17 protein-coding genes and 1 pseudogene are annotated in these 17,812 nt (G+C 41.9%); 8 read left to right on the top strand and 10 right to left on the bottom strand.

Features of this window, described 5'->3' with window-relative positions:
- Nucleotides 1–143: 143 nt before the first annotated feature.
- Entirely contained in the window at nt 144–875 is a 732-nt protein-coding gene (locus CH373_RS16870) for an SH3 domain-containing protein (protein ID WP_100715088.1), read from the top strand.
- Nucleotides 876–1,024: 149 nt separating this feature from the next.
- Entirely contained in the window at nt 1,025–1,609 is a 585-nt protein-coding gene (locus CH373_RS16865; protein ID WP_100715089.1) for a TMEM175 family protein, read from the top strand.
- A 272-nt stretch (nt 1,610–1,881) separates the two neighbouring features.
- On the opposite strand, the gene CH373_RS16855 is transcribed toward CH373_RS16865, so the two are convergent.
- The 4 genes from CH373_RS16855 to CH373_RS16840 form a co-directional block, all read right to left on the bottom strand.
- The gene (locus CH373_RS16855; RefSeq protein ID WP_100715090.1) at nt 1,882–2,568 is read right to left on the bottom strand and encodes a response regulator; all 687 of its coding nucleotides are present in this window, start codon (nt 2,566–2,568) and stop codon (nt 1,882–1,884) included.
- Nucleotides 2,565–3,626: a sensor histidine kinase gene (locus CH373_RS16850; protein ID WP_207761497.1), complete on the bottom strand. Its 1,062-nt coding sequence runs from the start codon at nt 3,624–3,626 to the stop codon at nt 2,565–2,567. The genes CH373_RS16855 and CH373_RS16850 overlap by 4 nt, the downstream gene beginning before the upstream one ends.
- A 94-nt stretch (nt 3,627–3,720) precedes the next feature.
- Nucleotides 3,721–5,031: an LruC domain-containing protein gene (locus CH373_RS16845; RefSeq protein WP_100715091.1), complete on the bottom strand. Its 1,311-nt coding sequence runs from the start codon at nt 5,029–5,031 to the stop codon at nt 3,721–3,723.
- Between the two features lie 167 nt (nt 5,032–5,198).
- Nucleotides 5,199–6,722: an HDOD domain-containing protein gene (locus CH373_RS16840; protein WP_100715092.1), complete on the bottom strand. Its 1,524-nt coding sequence runs from the start codon at nt 6,720–6,722 to the stop codon at nt 5,199–5,201.
- Between the two features lie 413 nt (nt 6,723–7,135).
- On the opposite strand from CH373_RS16840, the gene CH373_RS16835 reads away from it, so the two are divergent.
- Nucleotides 7,136–8,623 carry an aldehyde dehydrogenase family protein gene (locus CH373_RS16835; protein WP_100715093.1) on the top strand — a complete coding sequence of 496 codons (1,488 nt, stop codon included), beginning with the start codon at nt 7,136–7,138 and terminating at the stop codon, nt 8,621–8,623.
- 133 nt (nt 8,624–8,756) lie between these two features.
- Here CH373_RS16835 and tpx read toward each other — a convergent pair whose 3' ends face one another.
- Nucleotides 8,757–9,272, bottom strand: a complete 516-nt coding sequence (gene tpx, locus CH373_RS16830; RefSeq protein WP_100715094.1) for a thiol peroxidase — start codon at nt 9,270–9,272, stop codon at nt 8,757–8,759.
- A gap of 433 nt (nt 9,273–9,705) precedes the next feature.
- On the opposite strand from tpx, the pseudogene CH373_RS18845 reads away from it, so the two are divergent.
- The 5 genes and pseudogenes from CH373_RS18845 to CH373_RS16805 all read left to right on the top strand — a co-directional run.
- Nucleotides 9,706–9,840, top strand: a pseudogene (locus CH373_RS18845) (thiamine pyrophosphate-binding protein); the annotation flags it as partial.
- Nucleotides 9,841–9,921: 81 nt separating this feature from the next.
- The gene (locus tag CH373_RS16820; protein WP_100715096.1) at nt 9,922–11,319 is read left to right on the top strand and encodes an anthranilate synthase component I family protein; all 1,398 of its coding nucleotides are present in this window, start codon (nt 9,922–9,924) and stop codon (nt 11,317–11,319) included.
- Entirely contained in the window at nt 11,316–11,921 is a 606-nt protein-coding gene (locus CH373_RS16815; protein ID WP_100715097.1) for an anthranilate synthase component II, read from the top strand. The genes CH373_RS16820 and CH373_RS16815 overlap by 4 nt, the downstream gene beginning before the upstream one ends.
- 82 nt (nt 11,922–12,003) lie before the next feature.
- Nucleotides 12,004–12,873: a pirin family protein gene (locus CH373_RS16810; RefSeq protein ID WP_100715098.1), complete on the top strand. Its 870-nt coding sequence runs from the start codon at nt 12,004–12,006 to the stop codon at nt 12,871–12,873.
- 12 nt (nt 12,874–12,885) lie between these two features.
- Entirely contained in the window at nt 12,886–14,139 is a 1,254-nt protein-coding gene (locus tag CH373_RS16805) for a BaiN/RdsA family NAD(P)/FAD-dependent oxidoreductase (RefSeq protein WP_100715099.1), read from the top strand.
- Nucleotides 14,140–14,143: 4 nt separating this feature from the next.
- On the opposite strand, the gene CH373_RS16800 is transcribed toward CH373_RS16805, so the two are convergent.
- The 5 genes from CH373_RS16800 to CH373_RS16780 all read right to left on the bottom strand — a co-directional run bounded on the left by CH373_RS16800 (nt 14,144) and on the right by CH373_RS16780 (nt 17,471).
- Complete coding sequence (locus tag CH373_RS16800; protein WP_100715100.1) at nt 14,144–14,485, bottom strand: VOC family protein; 342 nt, start codon at nt 14,483–14,485, stop codon at nt 14,144–14,146.
- Nucleotides 14,482–14,763, bottom strand: coding sequence for a GNAT family N-acetyltransferase (locus tag CH373_RS16795; protein WP_100715101.1), 282 nt, complete (start codon nt 14,761–14,763; stop codon nt 14,482–14,484). Before CH373_RS16795 ends, CH373_RS16800 begins: the two co-directional genes overlap by 4 nt.
- Nucleotides 14,764–14,832: 69 nt before the next feature.
- A complete protein-coding gene (locus tag CH373_RS16790; RefSeq protein ID WP_100715102.1) occupies nt 14,833–16,233 on the bottom strand; it encodes a sensor histidine kinase in 1,401 nt (466 codons plus the stop codon).
- A 247-nt stretch (nt 16,234–16,480) separates the two neighbouring features.
- Nucleotides 16,481–16,930: a DoxX family protein gene (locus CH373_RS16785; protein WP_100715103.1), complete on the bottom strand. Its 450-nt coding sequence runs from the start codon at nt 16,928–16,930 to the stop codon at nt 16,481–16,483.
- Nucleotides 16,931–17,021: 91 nt separating this feature from the next.
- Nucleotides 17,022–17,471, bottom strand: a complete 450-nt coding sequence (locus CH373_RS16780) for a MarR family winged helix-turn-helix transcriptional regulator (RefSeq protein WP_100715104.1) — start codon at nt 17,469–17,471, stop codon at nt 17,022–17,024.
- Nucleotides 17,472–17,812: the final 341 nt, after the last annotated feature.

Below are 17,812 nucleotides of genomic sequence, written 5' to 3'. Positions count from 1 at the left end.
CGCCTAACAGTCGATTCTGACGCTGCACTTTAGCTCGCTAATACAAAATGTAATCGAGTCCTCGTTGTTAGGTGAACACAATCAAACTTTGTTGTTAGTTCATGAGCAAAGTTTTAAGATTCACGAAAAGGAAAATTTTGCAAATGAATAAAATAGGTTTAATAACTTTGATTCTGCTAATAGGCAATTGCTTCTTAATTTCTAAGAAAGAAAAAATAAATATTAGAACAACGAAATATCAGGTAATCGTAAAAGAAGGTGCAATTAGAAAAGAACCAAGTATAAAATCTCCAACTTTAGGAAAGGTTCTGGAGAATGAAATGGTCGAAGTCATTGAATTCTTGGATAAAAAAGAAACACTTACAATTAAATATGGCTTTAGAGATAAATGGGCCAAAGTGCTTTTCAATGGTGACGAAACTGGATATATATTTGGATCCTTAATTCAACTAGCTTCTCTGAATGATTATCAATGTCCTCAACCGTTAAGACTTTTGAATGTTAAGATTAAAGGCGAAGGTTCCTACTTAAAAATTTGTTCAGACGGGTCCTATGAATTATCTGAATATTATAATTGTGAGGGGTATAATTGTTCGGAGCATGGATGTTTTGACGCTACGAAAAAGAAAATAACATTGATTCCCAAAAAAGAATTTTATTACAAAGGCGTTGGTGAACCAGAAGTGTGCACTCATGGCTGTACATATTCGGTCTATTCAACAATAAGTAAATTTTCAAGTCGTAAGCCTCACGATTTGAAGGATACTTTCGAATACGGTGATTTAAACTTAGAAAAATTTAATCCAAAAGACTCTCGATTTGAAATAACAGAATTACCGAAAGGATACAATTGTCGGTATAATCAACTATTTTAAAGAGTTGTGCCTAACTACGGCTTCTCGTTTCGTTTTAGGGTGCCAAGACGATCCTCGCTCCAACTCAGCAAATTATACGGTAACTTTGAAGGAGAAGATTTCTTGACCAGTCTAAGCAAAACGTAATAGAATTCCAACCGGTACAACTCATGGAAAAGAATCGGCTCGAAGCGTTTTCTGACGGCATAATTGCTATCATCATTACCATCATGGTGCTGGAATTAAAAGTTCCCCACAATCCCACTTGGCAAAACTATATTGATGCCTATCCTCTTTTCGTCAGTTATGCACTTAGTTTTGTTTTTGTCGGCCTCTACTGGAGCACTCATCATCATTTGTTCCATAGAGCAAGAACGGTTAACAACAGAATTCTCTGGTTCAATATGCTTTCTCTATTTTGGCTTTCGCTTATTCCGTTTACAACCGCGACAATGGGCGCTAGTGCCTTTGCAGATATCACCGTCGCATTTTATGCTGCAGTATTAGCCTTAGTCACCTTATCGTACGTTATTTTAGTGCAACAGCTGTGTCGTCTACATGGGGCGGACTCTGCTTTCTCCAAGGCATACACAGGCCATTCCAAAAGTTATGTTACGATCGGGCTAAATACTTCTGCTGCAATCATCTCCCTCATTGGCTTTCCGAAAATTGCTTTTATCGCGATCTGCCTGATTGCTTTAATATGGTTCGTACCAAACTTTCGGATCGAAAACAATCTTAAGGAAGAAGAATAAATTTGTACGAACTGTTTCGGTGCTAGCGCTATTAAGCATTTCCGGCAATTCCGTTGAATTCTGGATGGGGATCCAGGATGAATATGAGGTTCGCGAGCAAAGGGAGCGGATTTCAAGTGAATTGAAAGAGATAAAAAATTATAAAGATTGAATTAGCGCGTAGCGCTTAAAAGCCGACTCAACGGCAAAACGCAAATGACGTTCATGCAATGCACTTAATTTAGAAACTAAGATTGGCGATCGACCTTAATTTAGGACACATCGCCTCTCGCTCAGCTCTCTACAATTCCAGCGCGGATCGCGTACACGACTAGGTCTGCTACTTTGTGCAAGTCTAGTTTTTTCATAATATTTGCCCTGTGTACTTTCACTGTGGCAGGAGAGATATGAAGTAGCTTGCCGATCTCTTCGTTGGAGTTCCCTTCTGCTATCAATTTTAGAATCTGTCTTTCACGATCGGAAAGTACGGAGAAAACTGAAGGACCTGCGTTCAATCCATCCTCTGGTTGGTCTCCGCCTTTCTTACGATTCATACCAGATAGAACTCTAGTTGCAATTCTTGGGCTAAGATAAGTTTCTTTTCTACGTACTGCATCAATCGCTCTGAGCAGATCTTCACCTGCATCATCTTTCAGCACGTAACCGTTGATTCCGAGATCTACCAGTTTTTGGATATATTCTTCGTTATCGTGGCGAGATAAAATAATAACCTGTATCTTTGGATAATATCTTTTGATTCCTTTTACAAGATCAATGCCGCTGACTCCCGGCATGGAAATATCTGTAATTACAAGATCGGGCTCTAATTTTCCGATCTCATCTAACGCCTTTTCTGCGTTAGCGTTTTCTCCAACGATTTCTAAATCACTCTGGCCAGATATAATCAGCCTTAGCCCTTCACGAAGAATTGCATGGTCATCCACCAGATAAAGTTTACAAACAGAAGGTTGAGGGTTCATACTTTCTCCTTTGAAAGTTGGTAAAGTGGAATCCGTAGAACGTAATAAGTCCCTTTACCTGGTCGCGATTCCAGAAAGAGAGTACCGTTCAAGTCTTCGGTCCTCCTCCTGATATTTTCCAATCCGAAACCTGTCGCTTTCAGTCTTGCCTCCTTCTCTTCAAATCCCTTTCCATTGTCCCTAGCGCTCACCACCAGATAACCGTTCTCTGATAATAGACGAAGTTCCACCTTGTTTGCTTGAGAATGTTTCAGAATATTTGCACAGATCTCTTGCAGAATTCGATAGGTTTGATTTTGAATATGCTGTGGTATATTTTCGGCGATATGGAAGTTAGTCTTAACTTGTATCTTTTGCAACGGAAATATTTGGCTTGTTAGGGATCGTACCGCAGCTTCCAACCCTAGTTCTTTTAGAGAAGAAGGTTGTAAATTTGTGTAAATTTCGCGTAATTCTTGGCTTGCTCGATCGATAAGTTCTAATCCAGCTTTGAATGATTCCGGGTGCTCCGATGGGGATCTTTCGTAAGCCTGGAAATGCAACTTAGCGGCCAGCACTAATTGTCCTACACCATCATGCAGCTCCCTTGACAATCTGGACCTTTCCTCTTCTTGGGAGGCCAGAACTTTTGTATGCAGGGAAGCTACCTTCTTTTCGAGCTTTTTGTTATGGCTGATATCTTTCAGAATCATTCCGATGTAAGACTCGAAATGAAATAACGAATATCCGTAGAATTTCTTCCCTTTCCGAAATTCCTGGTTTTGCACTCTCGTGAGTGTATTTTTGGTCTTTTCCAGATTCTCTTTTAGATTGGCCTCTTCTTTTGAATCCAAATCTAGAAGCAAAAATAGACTTTTTCCGATCGGACTGGATCCAAGTAGGAACTCCTTCTTAAAGCAAGTATTGGCATATCGAACCATGTAGTCTTCATCCAAGGCGATAATCGGAGAGATCTCATCTACTAATGGTAAGAAATATGCAAAATTTTGCTCTGACTCGGAGCCGAAGGAATTTGGATCTGGGGATTTCAAGGAGCCTGAACTCACATGGATCAGCATAGGCTAGATCTCGTGACTCGAAAAGGAAAAAAAAGCCTTCCCCCGGCCGAAGGGGGAAGGCTTGGAAGGATGCTTTTTACTCTTTCAGGAGTCCTTAGGGCGTTGCTGGAAATACATCCGACAGATTTGGAGTTCGGAACCAATCCAAATCAGTAGTTCCAAGTGATTCATACCAAGGTTGGAACTGTGAATAAGCGGTTCTTATATTGATTCTTTCGTAAGGCCAGAGGAAATTTCCCGGGATGAGTAGAGCCCAAGGGAATCCAGTGCTGTCTCTATACAAATCCTTTCCTGCTGAATCAAAGAACCGATTTGCCATATGGATATCTTTTCCAGTATTGATCACATGGATAAATGTATCATAAGGCGCAGAACCCAGCGCAATTTTGGATATTGGTTTGGAAAGGATCACTTCTAACTTGGCCGATTTTCCGATTTGGAAAGTCGTATTCTTTTTGCTCGCGTTAGAAGAGGTGATCGTCGTATTACTGCTAGGCAACACTTCCAAGCTGTCCATTGCAGGGCCTGTGCCTTCTAGATTGGCTTCGACCGTGCTTCCGTCTGTACTGATTCTTTGGAGAGTGTAGTTTGCAACTTCTGCATGTGGTAAGCCGATTTTCAGAACATGATTATAGGCTGCACCTTTTGCGACGTGTGTAAACCTTCCTCTGACTCGGACGACTTCTCCGTATTTATTCAGATCTTCTTCAAACACTGCGCGGATTACGTAGTCGTTGAAATCTGAATCTCCCTGTGCTGGGTATAAATCTTCGAATGCGATGGAATAATAATCCGTTGCTGGAATCCGAATCGTGCTAACTCTATTCGGATCCGTTGGATAAGAGTCTGCGATATCAGGCACACCGTCTCCGTCAGTATCTGGAAGTTCGATCACGTTTCCGTTAAACGAAATCGAGATACGTCTGCTGATCTTCGTAACCTTTATAATATCAATATCTGCTTCGTAAAGTTTTCCGAACGCCTCTACACGTAAGTGGACGCAATTCGTATCAGCGTCTACGGTAAAGCTACCTTGGACTTCTCCGTTCGGGTTTGTGTACGCTGAGAAAATCGTTTTAGTACTGGGAAGGCTTGGGTCCGATGAAGCCATGGTGACTTGTACGGAAGTTCCGTCTAACGGCAAACCGGTAGTGCCGTCCAATAGAACTTGAACGTTCACCAATATGGTTCGAGTCGTATCAAAGACAAAATCTACAGGAGCTGTTTCGTCCTGTATATCAATTCCAAAGTCTTGAGATCCTGTGGGAGCAGGTGCAGCAGGATTTCCATCTACCAAACCTAAGAGCCATTGGTAAGCAGGATCTTGTTGGGAAGAGCAGGAAACGCAAAGCACCAGTGAAAGAGTAGCAAGTAGTTTTGTTGTTTGTCGAGTTATGCGCGACATGTTTTAAATCCCCTCCGGGAATGCCTTGATTATGTGTGCATAACGTGCTCTTTCACAATACGCCCGAAGGTATATTGTTTTGAATCCTTGGGTAAATTAGAAAAACTTTGAATAGCGTTCGTTACAGATAGTCAAATGCCCATTTGTCGGCTTACACTGTTCGGAAATCAGTATACGGAATTAAAACTTTCTGCAGCCTTTGTCCGGAAGGAATGAAAATCTCCGGAAGAAAGAATATTACAAAATTTGAGTATATCCTCTGGAATTTCAGAAAACTTTGCTTCTCCTTCTCCGATTTTGATCATCATGTCTGCCAAGTAGATTGGATAAAGAAATTCCTTGTTCCCTTCACTGTGAGCTAAAGGTCTGTGATGATACTCCATAACGTCAGAGTATAGTTGAGGAAAATGCCATTTTTCCGCGATCAGAGCGCCTAACTTTGTATGAGTAATTCCAAGGCTTGCCTCTTCCATTGAGATTGCAGAAGCGATTTCCTTGGAGGCAGAGTAAGTATGAATTTTTTCCATACACTCCGGTTCTAGGGATAAAAGGATGATTTCACCGATATCGTGCAAAAGTGCCGCAGAGACTAGATTGCTCGTTACATCCTTGTTGAGTCCGATTCTTTGAGCGATGAGTTTGGAATAGTACGCGCACTGGTTCGATTTTTCCCAAATCATCAGGAATGCAGGATATCTTTTTTCCAAAATTTCCTTTGTACCTAAGGAGTAGAGCAGGCCTTGCAGTTCCTTTAGTCCGATTAACTGGACTGCTCTATCCAGAGACTCCACTTTTCCCCCTCTTCTGAACGCTGCAGAATTGGCAAGCTTTAGGATATTTGCGGAGAGCGAAACGTCTCGTTTGATCATTTCTGCGATCTGATTAATACTCGAATTCGGCTTATCGATCATAGTTTGGATATCTTGTATCGCCTTCGGAAAAGTGGGAAGCTGATCGACCTCTTTGATAATGGTTTCGACTTTTTTGAGCTGAAGGTTTTCTTTCTGAATGTTCAGAGGGATATCGATGATAATAGAAGTATTATTTCCTTGGCTTTCTACTCTATAAGAACCTGCTCCGAGTCCGTCATTTTTTAACATCATCAGAATCATTATTAGTCCTAACCCGGCTCCTTCTGTTTCGTCATTGTTCTCTAGAAAAGCTTCCGCTAGATCCGTATAAGTTTTAGCCTGACCGATTCTCTGGTTAATGCGCTCGGTTTCTTCTAAACTAAGTTTGACATTATTCATGACCCGGATTCGAATCATTTCTTTATTATGAATAAATGAAACCACAATCACATAGTTGTTTTTGTGAAGTAGGCTATCATACTTATCTTTGTTTTCCAAATAAGTCTGTTTAAAGCCTACGATGTTGCTGCGATACTTCAGAGGATCATGAATGTCGGCTTGTAGCTCTCTGAAATAGATTCTTTTCACATTCGCTTTTACTGTATTGGACACGGTCTCTTTTAATGCGGCAAAAACTGAATCTCTAATATAAATAATATCCAAATGCAAGAGGAAGCGATCCAAAGTTCTCGCTAAAATCGTATCAATGTCTTCTGTTAGTGTATGAAATTTGAAATGGAACGGAACATTTTCTTTGATTGGTTGATTTAGATCCTTTAAGTTGCTGAAGAGTCCAGCATCCTTGTGGTGGTATAGTTCAGGTGTTGCCACTTGGCTCATACAAAATCTCTTTTCGAATTTTTAAAATGAAGCGTGAGCAAAGATAGGCATTCAAAGTCACGCTTAGATGATTTATATATACGAAAAATGTTGAAAAAAATGTACGTTAGTGGCGCTTTCTTTTTAAAGTTTTTTACTGGAGTGAACGTTTGATTACATGACCGCTATAGAAAGATTGGAATTATGAATCAAGAATGGCGACTAACGTTTCATAAAACAGACGACTTTTTTAAAAGTTGGTTCTCCGAACGATTGGTTGAAAAACCGACCCAGGTGCAGTTATTAGAGGGGGCTCACTGCTTGTTACGGAATGATCGTTCAATAAAAGGGTTGCCTATTTCTCTGAAATAGAGTTTGATAATCCTTTAGATTCTGACTCGTATTCGAGCCCTGTGCAAAAGGAGCACACCTAAATGCAGACCACCTTAACGCAATCCCGCCAAACTACACCGGCATCGGGTTCCACTAGCGCATCTTTTCCGCCAGCTAATCCAAAGGAAATGGAAAGGGTCTTTCATAGCCAGCAAAGGCATTTCCACAAAGTATTGAAATTAACCAAAGCAAAGGAAAGAATCCAAAGGCTTAAAAAGTTAAAGGCAGCGATCGAGCGCTTAACACCGGATATTAAACAAGCATTGCAGAGCGATTTCAAAAAGGCTCCGCACGAGACTGACCTTACCGAAATTATGCCAAGCATTGCAGAGGCGAACGATGCGATTCGACATGTAAAAGGTTGGATGCGCCCAATTCGAGTGAGTACTCCGATTTCCTTGTTCGGAGCATCTAGCAAGGTTATATATGAGCCAAAAGGTGTGACCTTGATCATTGCGCCTTGGAACTATCCGTTCTATTTAGCGATAGCACCACTGGTAGCGGCGATATCCGCAGGCAATACTGCGATCATAAAGCCTTCTGAATTTACTCCAGAAACTTCTAAGCTGCTGACTCGATTAGTAAAAGAAACTTTTCCAGAGGACGAGGTTGCGGTCTTTGAAGGAGATCACACGGTTTCTACCGCACTGATGGAGCTCCCGTTCGATCATATCTTCTTTACCGGAAGCACTCACGTTGGAAAAATCGTGATGGCCGCCGCGGCAAAACATCTTTCTACCGTAACCCTTGAGTTAGGTGGTAAATCTCCTGCGATTATCACTCCCGGAGCGGATCTGAAAAAGGCCGCCAAAAAGTTGATGTGGGGAAAAATCATGAACGCGGGCCAAACCTGTGTCGCTCCTGATTATTTACTGCTTCCGGAAGGTAAGACGGATGAATTCGTAAAATACGCTACCGAAGCTGTAAAAAGCTTTTATGGAAAGGATGAAGACAGTGTAAAATCCAATCCCGATTTTTGCAGGCTGGTAAATCAAAGAAACTTCCAAAGAGTTGCCGGGTACATTCACGATGCGACCGAGAAAGGAGCAAAGGTAGTTCTAGGAGGACAGACAGACTCTTCTCAGAATTTTATCGCGCCAACTTTGATCTCTAACGTTCCAGAGAATGCTAGGATTATGGAAGATGAGATCTTTGGACCTGTAATGCCTATCGTGTCGTATAAAAATTTAGATGATGCAGTGGAGAAAGTTTTATCCAAGCCTAAGCCTCTCGCACTTTACATTTTCGGAAAAAGCAGAAAAGCGATTTCCAAGGTGCTTAGAGAGACTTCCTCGGGCGGAGTTGCAGTGAACGATGTAATCATCCATCTGGCGAATCCGCATCTTCCTTTTGGTGGAATCAATCAATCCGGGCATGGTAGTTACCACGGCTGGTGGGGCTTTAGAACCTTTTCGCATGAAAAAGCTGTGTTCAAGCAAGCAGCCGTTAGCTCGATCAATCTAATGTATCCACCTTACACAGGTTTTGTGGATAAGCTCTTGAAGCTAACTAAGAAATTCCTGGTCTGAAGACACAGGAGTTTGGACTCTCCTAGGTGTGGAAATCTGGTATTGATGTTTAGAAGTGATTGAAAATACCGAATATCCGTTTCATATGACCCTCTCCTTTAACCGGGAGAGGGTTTTTTCTTTTCGGCAGATTTTATAGAAGCTTTTTGGCTTCTCCAATTGCAGCCTCATAGTTGGGTTCACTAGCGATTTCAGGAACCAGCTCCACGTACCTTATTGTATCATTTTTATCTAATACAAATACAGCCCTTGCCGATAGGCCTTTCATTCCGCCATCAGCGATATGAGTGCCGTACGCTTTCGAAAAAGAGAAATCTCTGTATTGCGACAAAGTCACCAAGTTCGGCGAATTGATGCCTTCCATTGTACAGAAGCGTTTCATCGCGAATGGTAGATCTCCCGAAATCACGACAGTTACTACTCCGTCCATTTTGGCTGCTCTTTCGTGAAACTTTTTCGTTTCCATTGCACAAACCGAGGTATCTAAACTGGGAACCCCTACCAGTATTTTTACTTTTCCAGTAAAATCGGATAAGTTCATCGTTTTGAGATCTTGTGCGATTCCGGAAAACATAGGTGCTTTGCTATTTAGAGAAGGTAAATTTCCTTCCAATTGCACTGAGTTGCCTTTGAGAGTAACGCTAGCCATAAGGATTCCTTTTCCATTTTTCAGAAATCTTAACTTCTATATAGGTATCTTTAAAGATAAATTTAAGATCTTACCAAAATCTATTTCAAACGAATCTATTACGTTTTAACACGGGTGTGAATCGAATTACTGAAAAATAATACTAGCTCAGTAAAAAATGATTGCATTCTAAAATTAAGTATTTCCGAATGTCGACAGGGCAATCTGCCCTTTATATTATTCATGAATTCTCGCGGAATACAGTCTAACCTCACTCTTTGGGTGGTCGTTTGGATGGTAGTAGTTTTACTACCAAGGGCTGGCTTTACGCCGTAGGGACGATTCACAGGCAATCATGCAGAAAAAGCCCCTTCCGGTGTAAAGCCGGAGGGGGCTTTTTTTTGTTCTGATCCTTTTTGGGAGAAATATGGAAACGAAACTGAAAGAAAAACAAAGGAGCACTGGATCAGCCTCTGTATGCTTTGCTTCTTCTGGTCCCGGAGTTACCAATCTGGTCACTGCGGTTGCAGACGATTACTGTGATTCCGTTCCACTCGTGATTATCACTGGTCAAGTTCCGTTGCATTTGAAACGTATTCCCGATGGTTCCAGCAGGAAAAGGTAATATGGAAATGATATTAACAAATTCAAATATGGAGATGGAAGTAAGATGAGCGAGGACATTAGAGAACTGAAAAGAGAGGCGAATTCTTTTTCGTATCAACCCCACTTTCGACCTTTTCCTCTACGCGAAAACGAGACTTTGAAGTTTCTCGCGCACTTAGAAAGGGAATCGGAAACAGTAGTATTGCTCGAGAGTTTGGGGGTAGAGTCCGACAATTCGCGATACACGTTTATTTCTGCCTTTCCAAAGCGTGTATTAACCGCAAAGGGAAAGAGACTGGAATCCGAAAAGGGTCTAATCGCCGAAGGAAATCCGTATCAACTTCTTTCTGAAATTTTTCCGCCAAAGACCAGTTATTTGGAAGCAACGGAATCGGGAGGGGGAGGTTTATACGGCTATCTTTCCTACGAAGCGATAAACGATATGGAGCCAGGTTTGAAGCTGAAGGAACATCTAGATTTTCCTAAGTTTCGATTTGCTTGGATGGAAGATGGGGTTCTGATTGATAGAAGAACAGGTGAATCGAAATACTTTTTCTATGGAACGGACAGATTTGATATGTTCGAAAGAATATATCATACTTCTTTAAAAGACTATAGAATAGACCGGTTTAGAGCGAATTTTCTGGGAGATTCTCGGACGAAAGAAGATCATCGATTGATGGTAGAAGAGGTAATGGAGGAGATCCAAAAAGGAAATACCTTTCAGTGCCAAATCGGTTTCAAAAAATCTTATGAATCTCAAGGATCGGATATTTCTCTCTATGAATCGCTTCGTAAAGTGAATCCTTCTCCTTTCATGTTTTATCTGAAATTCGGAACGGATACTTTATTAGGCGCTAGTCCAGAGTTGTTATTTCGATTGAAAGACGGATTTATGGAATCATTCCCCTTAGCCGGAACGATTCGAAGGGGTTCGAACGAGGAAGAGGACAGATCTTTGGCGTTGCGTCTTTTATCCGATCCGAAGGAAATTGCGGAACACAATATGTTGGTGGATCTGCATCGGAATGACCTTGGACGAGTCGCAAAATTCGGCACGGTAAAAGTAAGAGATTCTTTTGCTCTAAAGCGTTTCAGTCACGTGCAACACCTTTCCACGGAAATCAGCGGGATTATCCGGCCAGGGCTTAGCATGTTTTCTGCCTTGGCCTCTTCTTTTCCTACAGGAACGTTGAGCGGCGCGCCAAAGGTGGAGACGATGAAAATTATAGAGAAGGTAGAGAATGATCCGCGAGGACCTTACGGTGGTGCGGTCGGAAGATTCGGTTTTGATGGAAACTGCTCATTTTGCATTCCTATACGAAGTTACTTTCGCTCAAGTAAAGGCAGCTTTATAAGGGCGAGCGGGGGAATCGTATACGATAGCGACCCAGAATACGAATACTCCGAAATCATACATAAGATGGGAGCAGTTCTAAAGGCGATGGAGGTGGCAATATGAGAGTTCTTTTGATTGATCATTATGATTCTTTTACATACAATCTGTTCCAGATGTTAGGCGAAATCTTGGAGGCCGAGCTGGGATTTAGATTTCGCTTAGATGTGTTTCGACATGACGAGGTTGATTTTAGGCATTTAGCCAATCAGAAATACGAAAGAATTGTGCTTTCTCCCGGACCCGGAACCCCTGAAGATCCAAGCTATTTCGGAATCTCTTCCAAGATACTTTCGGAACTCGGAAGTCAGATCCCGATTTTGGGAGTTTGCCTTGGAATGCAAGGGATGGCAAACTTTGGCGGGGCCAAAATCGTTCGTGCGAAATTTCCAATGCACGGAAAGGTATCAGAAGTTCGACACGATCAAAAGGGTGTCTTTCAAGATTTGCCGAATCCGATCCGAGTAATGAGGTACCATTCATTGGTCGTAGAATCTTCATCGTTATCCGAAGAGTGGGAAAAGTCTTGCTTTGCTGGCGAAGAGCTGATGGGTATTCGACACAAGGAATATCCTATGGAGGGGATTCAGTTTCATCCGGAGTCTTTCGCTACTGTCGGTGGAAAGCATATGTTAAGGAACTTTCTATTTGGAAAGCAAGAAGTCTGATGTGAGCAAAACTTACTATGAAGGGAAAAAGAATCCCTAAATTAGGCAAGTACTCTGTCCAAGTATTATAGTAGGATAAACTATGAGTCTTAGAAGAATAGCAGGTACAATCATTTCTGAAAAAACAATCGAAGGAGGAGGATTTCCAGTAAGGAGACCCTTTCCTACTCGGGATATCTCCTTTTGGGATCCTTTTCTATTACTGGACGAGATGGGTCCGGTAGAATATGCTCCTGGTAAAGCGGTTGGAGCACCCGATCATCCTCATCGAGGTTTTGAAACTGTCACCTATTTGCTGTCAGGTGAAATGGAACACAGAGATTCCTGGGGGCATGCCGGAAAGCTGACACCTGGTGGTGTTCAATGGATGACAGCTGGATCCGGATTGATTCATTCTGAATTACCTTCGAAAGATTTTCAGTCGAAGGGCGGAAGAATGCATGGATTTCAGATTTGGATCAACTTACCCGGTGTAAAAAAATTCATGAATCCGAATTACCAAGAGTTGGATGGAAGAGCTATGCCCACTGTGGAAAAGGATGGAGTTTGGGCTAAGGTGATTGCGGGCGAACTTTGGGGAACTTCTGCAGCGATTAGTACACAGACTCCTATTCTTCTCTTCCACTTAAAGTTGTCTAAAAATTCCAAAGCAGAAATTCCTGTGCCGAAAGGATTTAATCTGATCGCGTATCCATTTGTAGGGAATGGAAGCGCCACCGATGAAGAAGTAGAACTTCATATACAAGAAGGCGAAACTATTTTTTATGACCAGGAAGGAGATACGATCTGGCTGAAGGCTCCTACGGATTCTGATTGGGAAGTCCTACTTCTCGGAGGAATTCCGATTAATGAACCTGTCGCAAGGTACGGACCGTTCGTAATGAATACTGCTGAAGAAATACAAAATGCGTTCACTGATTTCTCTGCCGGAAAAATGGGAAAAATATCCTGAAAAGGTCTGAGATTGCATTCGAATAATTCTCCGAAAAAGGTAGCAATTATCGGAGGCGGAGCCGCTGGTTTTTTTAGCGCGATCCATATCAGAAAATTATCGGGAAACCAAGTCGGAGTTGTGCTCTTTGAAAAATCTCCTAATATTCTAACGAAAGTCAGAATTTCCGGAGGAGGACGTTGTAACGTAACTCATTCTTGTTTTTCCCCGGAAGATTTGGCAAAAAATTATCCGAGAGGCGGCAAGGAACTGAGATATGCCTTCGAGCTTTTTCAGCCCAAGGATACAATCGATTGGTTTTCGAATAAGGGAGTGAAACTAAAGACAGAACTCGACGGCAGAATTTTCCCCGTAACAGACAATTCAGAGACCATCGTTAATTGTTTGTTAGGTGAGGCAAAAAGTTTGAATGTTTCTATTCGCACGAAAGTTCCGATAACCGGAATTTATCCGGCTCAAAATGGTGCTGGATTTATTGTTAAGTGGGAAGGAAACGAGGAGAACTTTGATAAGGTGCTGATCGCGAGCGGTTCTTCCCGCAAAGTTTGGGAATGGGCTGCTAATCTTGGTCACAAGATTGAACCACCTGTTCCTTCCTTGTTCACCTTTGAAATTGATTCTGTATTGTTAGAAGGATTGTCAGGTCTTTCTGTTTCCGATGTGGAGATTTCCTTACCTGATTTTAAGTTGAAGCAAAGAGGCCCTTTGTTAGTGACTCACTGGGGATTGAGTGGGCCGGCCGTTCTGAAATTATCCGCCTGGGGTGCTCGAGAATTGTTCGACTCTGATTACAGGACAACCGTACTTTTGGACTTGATCCCAAATATTTCGAGAGAAGATTTGAGATCAGAATTACAAAAAAGAAAATTAGAATTTCCGAATCGAAAGCCAGAATCTAGGTCCGAATTTGGACTTCCTTCCAGACTTTGGGAAAGATTGTGGGGGTTAGTACTAAAGGGAGAAAAGAGATGGTCCGAAGTTTCTTCCAAAGATTTGCACGAGATGGTGGAAAGTCTAAAAAGGTATTCTTTCCAAATGAAAGGAAAAGGCCTCTTTAAGGAAGAGTTCGTAACCTGCGGAGGAGTCAGAAGAAAAGAAATCAACTTTCAAACCATGGAAAGTAAAATCATTCCGGGTTTGTACTTTGCGGGAGAAGCTCTAGATATAGACGGAATCACTGGCGGATTCAATTTTCAGAATGCATGGACCACCGGTTATATCGCGGCGCTCGGAATTTGCGGACTCGAGCCTATGAAGATTTCTTGATATTCTAATTCCAGGGATCTGGATAGGAGCTGTATCCTATTTTATTTCCATCTGGATCTCTAAAGTAAACCGTGTAATCGGTTCTTGATTCGAAGCTTTTTCCGAACGTAAGCTCTACCTTTTTCCTGAGTGATTTATCCGAACCGTCAAAAATCAGTGCGTAAGGTCCTTTGCATTCGATTTCTTTCTCGATCATGATCCTGGAATTTCCAGATTGAAACCAAGTAGAACGAAGTTCTCCCAGTTCGGTTACTTGGTCCCTCTCCCAGTTCAACCCGGGAAGCGACAAATAATATTCTCTTAGTGCAGAAACATCTTTTGTCGCGATTGCTATGTGATGGATCATTCGTTGACCATGAAAGAATATTCAGGATTTCTTTTTAGAAAAGTTTGCACATACGAACAAGTAGGAATGATCTGCTTGGATTCTGATTTAGCTTTTTCCAAAATTGCATGCACCAGGTCGGATGCGATTCCGTGTCCTCTCAGCTCAGGAGGAACATATGTAGAGTAAATGTTCCAAACCCCATTCTCCTCGTCTTGATAAAGAACATGTGCTTCTAATCCAGAATCCAGTTTAGTATAAAACTTTTTTGCCTGAGGATCGTGTAAGATTGAGTTCATAGTATTTAGATTGGTTCCCGAATAGGACTGGAAGCTTTTTGTTTGAGTTTTTCAGAAATAGGAAGCGAGTCAAGTTTTTGGGAAGGACATAGTAACTTCGGTCCCATTATCTACTTTGACTCGAATTTCTGCTTTGAGCTGAGCCAAAAGAGACTTTACGATCATCAGACCTAAGGACTCAGGTCTGGATCGATCTACTTTTACTGTCTGCTTTTGTTTGACGATCGGAACCGAACGAATCGTGTGGATGATCCCCTGCAATTCGTATGGCATCCCCACTCCATCGTCCCGGATAGTGAGCAAAAGATCTGAACTTTCCTTTCCGGATTTCAAGCTGACCTTAATGCTCCCTGCCAAACCGTTCGGGAACGCATGCTTTAGAGAATTGGAAATTAGTTCGTTTACGATCAAGCCACAAGGGATTGCTTTCTCCATCGGAATGTGCAAAGGATCGATATCCGTATAAAGAGTGACTCTACTATCCAGAGATGAGTAAGAAGAGACCAGTTGTCGAACGAGCGCACCTAAGTAGTTTTTCATGTTGATGCTCGAAAATTTGTCCTGCTGGTAAAGATGATCGTGAATCAAAGCCATGGCCTGTATTCTGTCTTGGGCCTTTCCCAAAACCTCGGAGGTGTCCATGTCGGAGGCATATATATTTTGCAGGTTGAGCATGCCTGAAACGATCTGAAGATTATTTTTGACTCGATGGTGGATCTCTTGGAGTAACACCTCTTTGTCTTTTAGGTTCTCTGCTAGCTCCTTCTCAATTTCCACTCTTTGTAGTATTTCTTTCTCCAGATTCTTTTTAGATCTGCCTATGTGGAAATTCTTCGCTTTTAGAAATCTGAGATATTCATCTTTTCGTTTAATATTTTCTTGAAGACCTCTCATCAGGATCATGATCGAGACGCATACTAAGGCGTTGGTGATCATGAAATTAAGTCCTACGACCCAAAATCTTTCCTGAGGCATACTCCACCCTAAAGGTTGTAACATTAGGAATGTGGAAACTATAATAAGAGAAACGAAATTTAGCCCAAGTGAAAAGACTGCGTGTTTAAAATTAAAAAGAATGCCGGCTAAAATTGGAAACGGAAACAACCAAAGTAGACCACCACCTTCCGTGCCGATTGTCATGAGCAATCCTGTCCCGAGCAAATAATTCAATCCTAGAACAGTATAAGCTTTTATAGAATAGGGGATTTTTTTTCTAAAGAGAAGTAGGTACACAACGAACAGCGCGATCGTATCCATCCAAACGATCGCGTAGCGTCCTTCTTTTGCGGCAAGGTTGATACTCGGAAAATACACCAAGGTTCCGAGAACGGTCATGGTGAAAAGAACCGAGGCAAGAACCAATTCTTTCCAATAGTTGATTGTGGAATGTAAAGATCGAACGGGCAGTATGTACCTTAAAAGTCGTCGCCCGATGAGAAGAATTCTTGTAGAGTTTCTCGCTCCTCGCATATCTGAGTTAATAGACTCGAAAGCGAATCGAATTCTACGAAACTATGTTGCAGGAATTTCAGTAAAATCTGACTCTCAAGTGGGAAATATACAAACAACGAATTAAAAATTCTATTCTGCTAGATTAGAAAAAAAAGGGAAGTTTCCTTCCCAAGTCAGCTGGTAACAGGTGCATTGTGTCTTTGCGCGTTTTCCTAAGAGAAACATAGCTCTGGTTGAAAAGTTTCTAGGCGCGGAGAAATAAAACTTACGCGGTTCGTTTTTGTTCTGCTAAGACTCCATCCAAGGAAGCAAGGCCGCCCCCCTTGATTACTAAAGCAGCGGCGATCGCGATTGCTAGTAAATGAAATTCGTAACCTTCGCCTTGTTGGTTACCGAACCAATTCATAAAGAGTCCGTTTGGAAGATGGACCAAAGCTGCAACACTCATCGCGACTCCGATCCCTAAAGCAGAAACTCGTGTGAAAAGTCCGAGTACCAAAGCGATGGGGCCCAGAAATTCCGCAGCGAAAAGCAGAAGTACAAAAATTGTAGGAATTCCTTGTCCTTGGAAATACTGAAGTGATCCTGTAAAGCCGTAGCCACCGAACCAACCGAGTACCTTTTGAGCACCATGTGGAAAGAATACTAACGCTAGTATTAAGCGAAGCACGAGCCCCGAGGTGTCCTTATTTGTTTTGAAAATCGCCTGAATCATGATTATTTCCTCCGAATGATTCGAGAACTAATAGTAATTGAATAAATAATTCATTCATAAAGTATATGGGCCAAAAAAAGACCATTTGCATCTATACATCTCGAACTCCAATCGTTTTGCAGATTTGGCCCAAAGTGTCCAGGTCTGTATCCGAGAGTTGGGACATCTTTTCCTTTAGATAAGAAAGATAAACCGGAAATACCTGATTGATCAGTTCCCTTCCTGTATCGGTAAGATGGACGATGAAATATCTTCTATCTTCTTCCTTCCGGATTCTTTGGACCAAACTTCTCTTTTCGAGATTATCTACAATCTGGGTAATATTTCCTTCGCAGGAAAAAAGTTTTTGACCAATTTCTTTTTGGCACATTGGTCCTACGTGAAACAAGGTCTCCAAACATCCGAATTGCCCACTTGTCAGACCATACTGAGCAAGCACCTTATCTTCCATAGAGCGAATCGAGTCGGTGCATCTGCCTAGCTTGATATAGGCATCCAGCACCTGTACTTCTCTCGTTTTCCCTTTGAAATGACTTCCCATATTTAGATAGTTTAAGAATGAACTATTTAAATATATGACTCCCGGATTGGGGAAATAGCAAGTTTTTTTCTGGGGAAAAGGTAAGATCTTTCACCGAAAGTAAGATTTGCCTCCGAAAACTGCGAAAGAAGGCGAGGGGAGCCGCCTCGTAGGAGCTCCTACAAGGCCCCTCTTGAAGAAACCCACTTGCCTCAAGAGCTAATCTATGATATCTGGCTTTTTGCCGGGCGGGGGTACCCACCACCAGCCCCCCCGCCCAATACAGTGAAGAACCGGGAACATAGGTAACACTTTAAACCGGAGACATGGGTTACACTTTTGGTTGTTGAATTAACCTTTTT

It is taken from the genome of Leptospira perolatii, assembly GCF_002811875.1.
Taxonomy (GTDB): domain Bacteria; phylum Spirochaetota; class Leptospiria; order Leptospirales; family Leptospiraceae; genus Leptospira_B; species Leptospira_B perolatii.
Note: the sequence above shows the minus strand (reverse complement) of the source record. Positions and strands in the feature narration are given on the sequence as shown.

Excerpts from the sequence above, each read along its gene's own strand:
- CH373_RS16780 (WP_100715104.1), bottom strand. The coding sequence starts at position 17,471 with ATGGGAAGTCATTTCAAAGGGAAAACGAGAGAAGTACAGGTGCTGGAT.
- CH373_RS16785 (WP_100715103.1), bottom strand. The coding sequence starts at position 16,930 with ATGATTCAGGCGATTTTCAAAACAAATAAGGACACCTCGGGGCTCGTG.
- CH373_RS16790 (WP_100715102.1), bottom strand. The coding sequence starts at position 16,233 with ATGCGAGGAGCGAGAAACTCTACAAGAATTCTTCTCATCGGGCGACGA.
- CH373_RS16835 (WP_100715093.1), top strand. The coding sequence starts at position 7,136 with ATGCAGACCACCTTAACGCAATCCCGCCAAACTACACCGGCATCGGGT.
- CH373_RS16810 (WP_100715098.1), top strand. The coding sequence starts at position 12,004 with ATGAGTCTTAGAAGAATAGCAGGTACAATCATTTCTGAAAAAACAATC.
- CH373_RS16795 (WP_100715101.1), bottom strand. The coding sequence starts at position 14,763 with ATGAACTCAATCTTACACGATCCTCAGGCAAAAAAGTTTTATACTAAA.
- CH373_RS16840 (WP_100715092.1), bottom strand. The coding sequence starts at position 6,722 with ATGAGCCAAGTGGCAACACCTGAACTATACCACCACAAGGATGCTGGA.
- CH373_RS16820 (WP_100715096.1), top strand. The coding sequence starts at position 9,922 with ATGAGCGAGGACATTAGAGAACTGAAAAGAGAGGCGAATTCTTTTTCG.
- CH373_RS16815 (WP_100715097.1), top strand. The coding sequence starts at position 11,316 with ATGAGAGTTCTTTTGATTGATCATTATGATTCTTTTACATACAATCTG.
- CH373_RS16850 (WP_207761497.1), bottom strand. The coding sequence starts at position 3,626 with ATGCTGATCCATGTGAGTTCAGGCTCCTTGAAATCCCCAGATCCAAAT.
- CH373_RS16845 (WP_100715091.1), bottom strand. The coding sequence starts at position 5,031 with ATGTCGCGCATAACTCGACAAACAACAAAACTACTTGCTACTCTTTCA.
- CH373_RS16870 (WP_100715088.1), top strand. The coding sequence starts at position 144 with ATGAATAAAATAGGTTTAATAACTTTGATTCTGCTAATAGGCAATTGC.
- tpx (WP_100715094.1), bottom strand. The coding sequence starts at position 9,272 with ATGGCTAGCGTTACTCTCAAAGGCAACTCAGTGCAATTGGAAGGAAAT.
- CH373_RS16800 (WP_100715100.1), bottom strand. The coding sequence starts at position 14,485 with ATGATCCATCACATAGCAATCGCGACAAAAGATGTTTCTGCACTAAGA.
- CH373_RS16855 (WP_100715090.1), bottom strand. The coding sequence starts at position 2,568 with ATGAACCCTCAACCTTCTGTTTGTAAACTTTATCTGGTGGATGACCAT.
- CH373_RS16865 (WP_100715089.1), top strand. The coding sequence starts at position 1,025 with ATGGAAAAGAATCGGCTCGAAGCGTTTTCTGACGGCATAATTGCTATC.